Here is a 9,461-nt window from a genome sequence, read left to right on the forward strand (position 1 = left end):
CGCCGATATACATGCCCGGCCGCTTGCGCACGGCATCGAGCCCCTTCAGCACTTTGATCGACTCTGCGCCGTAATCGGCAGCGGCTTCAGCCTTGCGTTTGGCAGCTGGTGTCATGGTTCCCTGAGGTGTCTTTGAAGGTGGTTTTAGGTCTTCCGCCGAGGGCCCCGAGAGGCCCCCTGATTCACGTATCGATACTACCCCGATTCACCGCCAAGATTTGGGCATCTTGCGCAATCGGCGAAAAAAGTTCTCTGTCTGTTCCAGTCATCCAGGCCTGGACTCCAAGCCGCAGAATTTCGCCAAAAAGCGCCTCCCGGCGGGCTGCATCCAGGTGCGCCGCGACCTCGTCCAGCAGGACGAGCGGGGCGGTGCCTTCGAGCGTCTTGATCAGCTCGGCTTTGGCCAGGACGAGGCCGAGAAGGAGAGCCTTTTGCTCCCCCGAGGAGCACTGGGCGGCGGGCGCGTTTTTCGGCCCATGCACCACTAATAGGTCGCTCAGATGCGTTCCTTCAAGGGTGCGCGACGCCGCACGATCCCGCTCCCGGCCTTCCTCCAGAAGGATGCGGAATACGTCCTCAACCTCGGTCGCCGGGCGGGTCGAAAGCTCCGTTTCGAGCGTGCCGTGGAGCGCCAGCACAGCGTGCGGAAAGGGGCCTTGGCCACGGGCCTCCTGGGTCTCCTCGATGAGCGCCGTCAGCCGCTCCGACCGCGTCGAGCCGGGCCGCGGCGATGGCCACGCCGGCTTCCGCCATCTGCTCCTCAAGCCCCTCGAACAGGCGCGCGAATATTCCCGCAGCTGGAACAGACGATTGCGCTGGCGCATGGCCCGATCGTACCGGGACAGCGGCGTACGCATCTTCGGGTCGATGGCGAGCACCAGCCGGTCGAGAAAGCGCCGCCGCTCCGAGGCCGCGCCCGTGAACAGCCCGTCCATGGCGGGGATCAGGAACACGTGCTTGACGTAGTCTCCGAGCGCGCCCGTGCTGCGGTCCTTCCCGGCGATGCGCACGGTGCGGCCCGCGCCTTCCTCGCGCGTACCCGGCAGGAAGCCGGTGCCGATTTCGACCTCGCCGTGTCGCGTCGAAACCGTCGCGGCGATCGCAAACCCTCCGGCGCCGTCCTTGCGCGCGAGCTCCGCGTAGGGGCGTCCGCGCAGGCCGTGACCCGGGCCGAGCAGGGACACCGCTTCGAGGAGATTTGTCTTGCCCGAACCGTTGTCGCCCACGAGCACCACCGGTCTCGCGTCGAGATCGAGCCGCGCTTGCGCATAATTGCGGAAGTCGGTCAGCTTGAGCGTGCGAACGGCAAGCCGCTCGAGGCCGGTTGGGGACGTCTGCGCGTCGTCGATATCGTGCTCGCGCGGCTTTGCGCTCATACCCGCATCGGCATGAGCACGTAGAGCGCCGACGGATCTTTCACGTCGCGCACCATGGTGGGCGAGCCCGGATCGGCGAGCAGGAACTCGGCCGCTTCGCTTTCGAGCTGCTGCGAGATGTCGAGCAGATAGCGGGCGTTGAAGCCGATCTCGAGCGGATCGAAGCCGTACTCGACGGAAAGCTCCTCCGTGGCGCTGCCTGACTCCGGGTTGTTCACCGACAGGGTCAGCTTGCCGTCGCTGAGCGCGAGCTTCACCGCGCGGCCCTTGTCGCTGGAGAGCGTCGAGACGCGGTCCACGGCCTGGGCGAAGCTGGCGTTGTCCACTTCGAGCCGCTTGTCGTTTCCTTGCGGGATGACCCGCTCATAGTCCGGGAAGGTGCCGTCGATCAGCTTCGAGGTGAGCACGACGCGCCCGTCGGAGATCTTGATCTTCGACGGCGACAGCTCGACGCGGACTTCGCCATCCTCGTTCTCCACGAGCTTGGAGAGTTCCGTCACCGTCTTGCGCGGCACGATCACGCCGGGCATGCCCTTGGCGCCCGAGGGAAGCGGCAGCTCCACTTGCGCCAGCCGGTGCCCGTCCGTGGCGACCGCGCGCAAGGTCTCCTTGCCGTCGGTTTCCGCCTGGTGAAGGTAGATGCCGTTCAGGTAGTAGCGCGTCTCCTCCGTGGATATGGCGAAGCGCGTCTTCTCGATCAGGCGCTTGAGGTCGGCGGCAGGCAAGGTGAAGGCATAGCCGAGATCTTCGATCGACAGCTCCGGAAAATCGTCCGCGGGCAACGTCTGGAGCGAGAACTGCGCCGGGCCGCTGGTCATGACCAGCCGCTCCTGCTCGGCGTCGCGGCTAAGCTCGATCTCGCCGTCCGGCAGCTTGCGCACGATGTCGTAGAACATATGCGCAGGCACGGTGACGGCGCCGTCGCCCTTTGAGGTGCAGCCCACCGTCTCCACGAGCTCCATGTCGAGATCGGTCGCGGTGAGCTTCAACGTATTCGAGCCGACCGTGAGCAGCACGTTCGACAGGATGGGAATGGTGTTGCGCCGCTCGACCACGCTGGCCACATGGGCGAGCGCCTTCGCGAGACCGGGCTTGTCGATGGTAAGGCGCATGGTTGGAGGATACCCCGAAATTGACGCTTTCACCTGTGCATCCGGCCCCGGCCCAAGGCTTTGAGCCCCGGTGGAAATCGTGCGGACACCTGGGTGAGAAGCTAAGAACTCCCGGCAAGACCTTGCCGTGACGGGGGTCATATTTCAAGGGGCACGAACGGGCCTATCCAGCCTGTCCGGCGGCCCCGCCAGAGTCGCGATAGTCGTTCGTTGGCATTGGATCGCCGGTGAGCGCGGCCGGGGGTGTTGGTTTACGGCCCCGTACCGAATCGTGCATTTAATCGGATAAACAGGCTCGGAGGAACGACATGTTGCAGGCCAATCGCCTGTCGTGGGCGCTGCTCATCCTCTACGCGGCGGTGGAGATAATCCGCGCCCTCATGCCTGACGCGATTCCGCTTCCGGTGGCCGCGGCGATCATCACATTCCTCCCCTTCATCTTCGCCTTCGTCCACGGTCTTCAGACCTACACGGCGAGGAGCTTCGCGGTATTCGTCGTGGTCTGCTTCGTCGTCAGCAACACGATGGAGAATATGAGCATCATGACCGGGTTTCCGTTCGGTCACTACTACTACACGGAGATCCTGGGTCCGAAGCTGTTCCTCGTCCCCATCCAGGTCTTCGCGGCGTATTTCGGGATGGGCTACGTGTCGTGGACCGTCGCGCGCGCGATCCTCTGGGACTTTGAGGGGCCACGCCCTGCTCTTCGGGTGATCACGTTGCCCGTCGTCGCCGCCTTCGTCATGGTGGCCTGGGATCTTACCTGCGACCCGCTCGCCTCGACGGTCCAGCAGCGCTGGATCTGGCTCGACGGCGGCGGCTATTTCGGCGTGCCGTTCGTAAATTTCCTTGGTTGGTTCCTGACCGTGTTTTTGTTCTTCGAGCTCTTCGCACTCTATTGCCGCCGGTGGGATGTGCCCATTGCCCCGCCTGAGCGCCCTAAGGCTTATGCGCTTCAGGCCATCGGACTCTACACGGCAACGGCGCTCTATTATGTGCTTGCCTTCACCCGCGCACCCGGAGGCACGGTCACCGATCATGCCGGCGTTGTCTGGCGTGTCGGCGACATCTACACCACCGCGGCCCTCGTCGCGATCTTCGTGATGGGAGCCTTTGCGGCCGTCGCCGCCGCGGTGACGGCAGAACGCCATTCGCAGCAGGCTTAGCTAAAGCGGCGGGAGAGGCCTTGGTCCAGACAAGGCGCCTCCCGCCTTTCCCTCTAGTCGCGCAGCAGGCGCTTCAGAAGCTCGATCTCCTCGCGGAGCTGGTTGTCGTCGGTCATGAGCTGCTCGATCTTGCGGATCGCGTGCAGCACGGTGGTGTGGTCGCGGTTCCCGAAGCGCCGGCCGATTTCGGGCAACGACCGGGAGGTGAGCAGCTTGGCAAGGTACATGCCGATCTGCCGCGGCCGCACGATCGACCGGTTACGCCGCCCCGACAGGAGATCGCCGCGGTTGACCCCGTAATGCTTGGACACGGTCCGCAGGATGTCGTCGATGCGGACCCGACGGGGCTCCGTGCCCCGCATGAGATCGCGCACGATCTGCTCGGCCCCGGCGATGGTGACCGGGCTCGTCGGTGAGCTGGTAGCTCGCCCGCAAACGATGCACCGCGCCTCGAGTTCGCGCCCGCTCTCCGTCAGCCGCTCGGCCAGGAACGCCAATACCGTATCCGACACTTCGAGCCCGGCCGTCTCCGCGCAGGCCTCTTGCGCGCGTTTCTCCAGGATCTTGTGACGCAGCTCGTAGTCCATGGTCTTCATTTCGGCCACGAGCCCGCCGCCGAGCCTCGAGCGCATCCGCATGTCGAGCTTGTCGAGATGGGTCGGGGCGCGGTCGGCCGCGACCACGACCTGCCTGCCGCCGTCGATCAGCGAGTTCAGCGTGTGGCAGAACTCCTGCTGGATGGTCGGACCTTGCAGGAACTCCATGTCGTCGATCAGGAGAATGTCGATATTGCGCAGCTTCTCCTTGAAGGCGAGCGCATCGCGGGCGCGCAAGGCCTGCACGAAGCCGGACATGAAACGCTCGGCCGTGAGATAAAGCACCTCGGCTTCGGGGTTCTGCTGCTTCACCTCCCAGGCGATGGCGTGCAGGAGATGCGTCTTTCCCAATCCGACATTTCCATGCAGGAACAATGGGTTGAACGGAGACTGCGGGCTCGACGAGGCATGGGCCACTTGCTTCGCCGCGGCGTGCGCCAGCTTGTTCGAGTTGCCCACGACGAAGCTTGCGAAGCTCAAGCGCGGATCGAGCGGCGAACCCTCGAAACCCTCATAGCCCGTGCGCAGCGGCATGGGCAGCTGCGCCCGGTCGGTCGCCGCCGGCGATGGAGTTTGACGCGCGCAGGGCGTTTCCTTGGGCGGCTCGATGGTGAAATGCGGCTGCCGCACGGTGAACTCGACCCGCTCGGCGCTCGGCCACTCGCCTTGCGCCTGCTTCAAGACGGAGTCGTAGTAATGCGTCTTGAGCCAATTTCGTAAAAAACGGGTGGCCACGCTGAGATGGACGATGCCGCCGTCCACCTCTTCGATCTCCACGCCCCTAAACCAGCTGGCGTAGACGTCCTCGCCCAGCTCGCCGCGCAACCGCGATTTTACCCGCGCCCAAGCGCTGCTCGGCGCGCACTGCTCCTCTTGCTGGGGCTCTGCGTGTGGAGCCCGTGCCTGTGCCTCTGCCACGGTGTTTTTCTTTCCTATTCATTTTTTGTCGCGCCATTACGCACCGCACGCATCAACTTGAGCAGCCAACTGATATAGACGCGGACAGCCACAACCGTCCCGTCGACCGGCCCCTAGCCTTGCTGCCAGGGCAGTCCGATCGCTTTCCAACCTTGTAGGGTGCCGCGATGTCGCGCGTCGTCGAGCGGGCCTTCGAACCCCTCCGAGACGTTATGACAAGCGCCATACCCCGCCGCCGCCATTGCCTTGGCCGCGGCCAGGCTCCGGCTTCCCGAACGGCAAATGAAGAACAGGTCGTCGTCTGACTGGACACCGAGCGCCTCCAACTCGTTGGCAAGGCGTTCGGCAAAGCGCGGATCCACGGACTGATCGGGAAAGGTCTGCCACTCCACGAGGACAGTCCGTTTGCCCAAAGGCCCGAGATCGGGAATCCCTACATAGGTCCACTCCGCGCGGGTTCGCACATCGACAAGTTGCGCTCGAGGGTTCGCCTGAAGGCCCTTCCAGGCCGTTGCCACATCGACCTCATCGACCGCGTTTTCATCGGAGTGCGCGCCCAAGATCGAGCCTCCTCCCCCAAAAAAGTCAGCACCTTATAAGAACAGTTTCTGCGCTGACGACAATACGTGGTGACCTGACGCAATTTACACCCACAATATTCACAGCTTACGCATAAGAATTCCACAAGAAGTTCATCCCTCCTTACTGCGAAGACAAAGAAAACCTGTCCTGGCAACGGCCAAGGGCAAGATACTCAATTGTAAGGAGGGGACTTCCCCGTTCGGTTAACCAGACTATACACACGCAAACCCCGCCAATCAAGCGAACGAAGGGGGTGCAAATGGTAGTATTGATCAGTAAGCGGCACGACGAGTGCCCGCGCCCAAGCCTCTGTGTCGAAAGCGTGAATCGACCGCGTTTGGGAGGAAATCGCGACCAAATGGGGACTTTTGCCCCATGCCTTGCCTCAATTTTTTTTTCCCAGGGGGTAGCCGGTGGAAAACTAGCCGCCCGCCGCCGGGCCCGCCGCACGTCAAGCAATTGATATAGTCGTAGAATTGACATGCCGCGCTCGCGCGCACGTCAGCGCTTCCGCGCAACGCTGTGGCGCAAAGGCAACAAACTCTGTGTCGGGGAAAGCCGGGGAGCGCTTCCATCGCGCTAGGCAACGCAGCGAGACACCCCATTGGCGCGCCGCTATGTATCCCAAATGGGCGCTGCTGGCGTCCAAATTGCGCTGTTACGCACCCATGGCGACGACGCGCTTGGAGAGCCGCGAGACTTTGCGGGACGCGGCACGGCGATGAAGGATGCCCTTCTGGGCGGTGCGCGCCATGACCGGCTCGGCCTCTTTCAGGGCGACCTGGGCGGCCTCCTTGTTGCCGGTCGCGATGGCCTCCTCGACCTTGCGGATCGAAGAGCGCATATGGCTGCGCCGCGCCTTGTTGACGGCGGTACGGCGGGTGATCTGGCGAACGGCTTTCTTCGCCGACTTCGTATTGGCCATGTGTAGGGTCCTTGAGGCGGATTTCGGTTCGCGGAAAAGCACGCGGAAAACGCGGCAAGAACGCGAAATTTGAGCTGCTCTATAGCGAGCGCCCCCCAAAGCGTCAACTGGGCAGGGGCGGGAGGCTGACCCGCCCCATATGCGAGGGTACCCCTAGCGGTTCTTGAACGCGGGCTTCCGCTTCTCGATGAAGGCCGCCATGCCTTCTTTCTGGTCCTCGGTGGCGAACAGCGAGTAGAACTGGCCGCGCTCGAAGCGGGTGCCTTCCGCGAGCGTTGTGGCGAAGCCCCGGTTGATCGCTTCCTTGATCATCATCACCGCGTGCTGGGACAGGTTGGCGATCTTGTCGGCGACCTTCATGGCCTCTTCGAGCAGCTCATCCGCCGGGATGACCCGGCTGACCAGGTTCGCCCGTTCGGCTTCCTCCGCCTTCATCATCCGGCCCGTGAGGCAAAGCTCCATGGCCTTGGCCTTCCCCACCGCGCGCGTCAGACGTTGCGTGCCGCCGGCGCCCGGCATGATGCCGAGATTGATTTCGGGCTGGCCGAACACGGCGGTGTCGGCGGCGAGGATGATGTCGCAACTCATGGCGAGCTCGCAGCCGCCGCCCAGCGCATAGCCCCCCACCGCGGCGATGATGGGCTTTCTGATATTCCCGATCTTGTCGAACGGGGCCAGGAAGTCGCTGCCATAGGCTTCCACGAAGGTCTTGGTGTGCATCTCCTTGATGTCCACGCCGGCGGCGAAGGCCTTCTCGTTGCCGGTGATGACGATGCAGCCAATGGTGGCATCGGCCTCGAAGGCCTTCAGCGCTTGGTTGAGCTCGGCGATGAGCTGCGTGTTCAGCGCGTTCAGTGCCTGCGGCCGGTTGAGCGTGATGAGCCCGACTTTGCCTTCGCGGGTGACCAGCAGCGTTTCATAGGGGTTTGCTCCGGGCGCCTCTTCGCCCCGTGCGATCTCTTCGACATACATATGATTGCGTTCCCTTATTTTTGGCAGGTTGGACAGAAGAAGGTCGAACGGCCGCTTTGAACCACGCGGCGGATGATGCCGCCGCAGCCGGTCCGCGTGCAGGGTTTGCCCGCGCGGCCATAGACCTTGAACCGATGCTGGAACCGTCCGAGCCGGCCGTCCGTGTGGCGATAGTCGCGCAAGGACGATCCGCCGGCCTTGATGGCGCTTTGCAGCACCGTCTTGATCCCTTCGACGAGCGCTTCCGTCTTTTTTGTTGGCTTGCCGGATTTGGTGGTGAGCGTTCCGGCGAGCTTGAGTGGCGAGATGCGCGCCCGATAGAGCGCCTCGCACGCATAGATATTGCCCAGACCCGCGATCAGCCGTTGATCGAGGAGGGCGGCCTTGATCGAGGTCGCCTTGCCTTTTAGCCTGCCCGCGAGCCATTCGGAGGTGAGGTCGTCGCCAAGGGGCTCGACGCCAAGGCCTTTGAAGAGCGCGTGACTCTCGAGCGTCGCGGCCGGCACCAGATCCATGATCCCGAAGCGGCGCACGTCGGAGTAGCGGATCGCCGACCCGTCCCCGAGATGGAAGACGATATGCTCGTGCTTCGGAACGGCCTTTTGAGGGTGCGCGAAGCGTCCGGGGGCGGCCCCCGTGCCGTTCGCCTTGTCGATGGCGAAGCGGCCCGTCATGCCGAGATGCATGACGAGCACCTCGCCGTCGTCGAGCCGGGCGAGCAGATATTTGGCCCGCCGGTCGAGCGCCTCGATCCTGCGGCCCTCGAGGCGCTCTCCGAAACGCTTGGGCAGCGGAAAGCGCAGATCGGGGCGACGCTGCTCCACGCGGGCAAAGGCGTTGCCCACGAGAATGGGCTCAAGCCCCCGGCGCACGGTCTCCACTTCAGGCAGTTCCGGCATGGCGTCCAAATGGTTGGCGTGTCTGCATAGTGCAGCGCAGAACAAGTCTCATTGCACTGCAACAATAGCCTGAACTGGGGGCTTAGGCTATTGTCCGCTGCCATGTCAGAGGACCTCAAGAACCGTGACGCCGAGACCAGCTTCGGCTTTGCCAACGTGCCCGAAAGTGACCGCCAAGGCCTTGTGAACCAAGTCTTTTCCAAGGTCGCCAGCCGCTACGACCTGATGAACGACCTGATGTCGGGCGGCCTGCACCGGCTGTGGAAGGCAGAGTTCATCAACATGCTGGCGCCGCCGAAGAGCGGAACGCCGTTCGCGCTTATCGACGTGGCGGGCGGCACCGGCGACATCGCCTTCCGCTTTCTTGATGCGGTGGGGCCGGGCGGCAGCGCGGTGATCTGCGACATCTCAAAGGAGATGATCGAGGCCGGAAAGTCCCGCGCCAAAGGCAGAGGACCGCTCACCTTCGTGCAAGGCAATGCCGAAGCCTTGCCATTCGAGAGCGGGCGCTTCGACGCCTATACGATCGCCTTCGGCATCCGCAACGTCACCCATATCGACCGGGCGCTGGCGGAGGCCTTTCGCGTTTTGAAGCCCGGCGGCCGGTTCCTGTGCCTGGAGTTCTCGTCCGTGGAGATGCCGCTTCTCGACACGTTCTATGACGCCTATTCCTTCAACGCCATCCCGCGCTTGGGCCACCTTGTCGCCGGTGACGCGGAGTCCTATCGCTATCTCGTGGAAAGCATAAGGCGCTTCCCCGATCAGGAAGCTTCGGCCGAGATGATAAGAGATGCGGGCTTCGAGCGGGTGGGCTATCGAAACCTGACAGGTGGCATCGCCGCCATCCATTCGGGCTGGCGAATTTGATACGTAGGCATTTGATGACGACACTGACTCCATACCTCCCCCTTGCGG

The 9,461-nt window shown here is 63.5% G+C and carries 9 protein-coding genes; 2 read left to right on the forward strand and 7 right to left on the reverse strand.

Features of this window, described 5'->3' with window-relative positions; translation table 11 throughout:
* Positions 1-182 precede the first annotated feature (182 nt).
* A complete protein-coding gene (recF, locus tag AUC71_RS05575; protein WP_083238124.1) occupies positions 183-1,376 on the reverse strand; it encodes a DNA replication/repair protein RecF in 1,194 nt (397 codons plus the stop codon).
* Positions 1,373-2,488, reverse strand: a complete 1,116-nt coding sequence (gene dnaN / locus AUC71_RS05580; protein WP_069623472.1) for a DNA polymerase III subunit beta — start codon at positions 2,486-2,488, stop codon at positions 1,373-1,375. Before dnaN ends, recF begins: the two co-directional genes overlap by 4 nt.
* Positions 2,489-2,796: 308 nt before the next feature.
* Here dnaN and AUC71_RS05585 point away from each other — a divergent pair, with 308 nt between their 5' ends.
* Positions 2,797-3,654: a carotenoid biosynthesis protein gene (locus AUC71_RS05585; protein WP_069623473.1), complete on the forward strand. Its 858-nt coding sequence runs from the start codon at positions 2,797-2,799 to the stop codon at positions 3,652-3,654.
* A 53-nt stretch (positions 3,655-3,707) separates the two neighbouring features.
* Here AUC71_RS05585 and dnaA read toward each other — a convergent pair whose 3' ends face one another.
* The 5 genes from dnaA to mutM form a co-directional block, all read right to left on the reverse strand.
* Positions 3,708-5,168 carry a chromosomal replication initiator protein DnaA gene (dnaA, locus tag AUC71_RS05590; protein WP_083238125.1) on the reverse strand — a complete coding sequence of 487 codons (1,461 nt, stop codon included), beginning with the start codon at positions 5,166-5,168 and terminating at the stop codon, positions 3,708-3,710.
* Positions 5,169-5,281: 113 nt separating this feature from the next.
* On the reverse strand, positions 5,282-5,728 hold the full coding sequence (locus tag AUC71_RS05595; protein ID WP_069623475.1) for a rhodanese-like domain-containing protein: 447 nt from the start codon (positions 5,726-5,728) through the stop codon (positions 5,282-5,284).
* Between the two features lie 680 nt (positions 5,729-6,408).
* The gene (gene rpsT / locus AUC71_RS05600; RefSeq protein ID WP_069623476.1) at positions 6,409-6,675 is read right to left on the reverse strand and encodes a 30S ribosomal protein S20; all 267 of its coding nucleotides are present in this window, start codon (positions 6,673-6,675) and stop codon (positions 6,409-6,411) included.
* Between the two features lie 153 nt (positions 6,676-6,828).
* On the reverse strand, positions 6,829-7,647 hold the full coding sequence (locus AUC71_RS05605) for an enoyl-CoA hydratase (RefSeq protein WP_069623477.1): 819 nt from the start codon (positions 7,645-7,647) through the stop codon (positions 6,829-6,831).
* 14 nt (positions 7,648-7,661) lie between these two features.
* Complete coding sequence (gene mutM, locus AUC71_RS05610; RefSeq protein WP_069623479.1) at positions 7,662-8,546, reverse strand: bifunctional DNA-formamidopyrimidine glycosylase/DNA-(apurinic or apyrimidinic site) lyase; 885 nt, start codon at positions 8,544-8,546, stop codon at positions 7,662-7,664.
* A 102-nt stretch (positions 8,547-8,648) separates the two neighbouring features.
* Here mutM and ubiE point away from each other — a divergent pair, with 102 nt between their 5' ends.
* Positions 8,649-9,413: a bifunctional demethylmenaquinone methyltransferase/2-methoxy-6-polyprenyl-1,4-benzoquinol methylase UbiE gene (gene ubiE, locus AUC71_RS05615; protein ID WP_069623478.1), complete on the forward strand. Its 765-nt coding sequence runs from the start codon at positions 8,649-8,651 to the stop codon at positions 9,411-9,413.
* The last annotated feature ends 48 nt before the right edge of the window (positions 9,414-9,461 follow it).

The sequence above is a fragment of the Methyloceanibacter marginalis genome, assembly GCF_001723295.1.
GTDB classification, from domain to species: Bacteria; Pseudomonadota; Alphaproteobacteria; order Rhizobiales; family Methyloligellaceae; genus Methyloceanibacter; species Methyloceanibacter marginalis.

What these genes read in the sequence shown, in the direction of transcription:
- recF (WP_083238124.1), bottom strand. Translation starts at nt 1,376, where the DNA reads ATGAGCGCAAAGCCGCGCGAGCACGATATCGACGACGCGCAGACGTCC.
- dnaN (WP_069623472.1), bottom strand. Translation starts at nt 2,488, where the DNA reads ATGCGCCTTACCATCGACAAGCCCGGTCTCGCGAAGGCGCTCGCCCAT.
- AUC71_RS05585 (WP_069623473.1), top strand. Translation starts at nt 2,797, where the DNA reads ATGTTGCAGGCCAATCGCCTGTCGTGGGCGCTGCTCATCCTCTACGCG.
- rpsT (WP_069623476.1), bottom strand. Translation starts at nt 6,675, where the DNA reads ATGGCCAATACGAAGTCGGCGAAGAAAGCCGTTCGCCAGATCACCCGC.
- AUC71_RS05605 (WP_069623477.1), bottom strand. Translation starts at nt 7,647, where the DNA reads ATGTATGTCGAAGAGATCGCACGGGGCGAAGAGGCGCCCGGAGCAAAC.
- mutM (WP_069623479.1), bottom strand. Translation starts at nt 8,546, where the DNA reads ATGCCGGAACTGCCTGAAGTGGAGACCGTGCGCCGGGGGCTTGAGCCC.
- ubiE (WP_069623478.1), top strand. Translation starts at nt 8,649, where the DNA reads ATGTCAGAGGACCTCAAGAACCGTGACGCCGAGACCAGCTTCGGCTTT.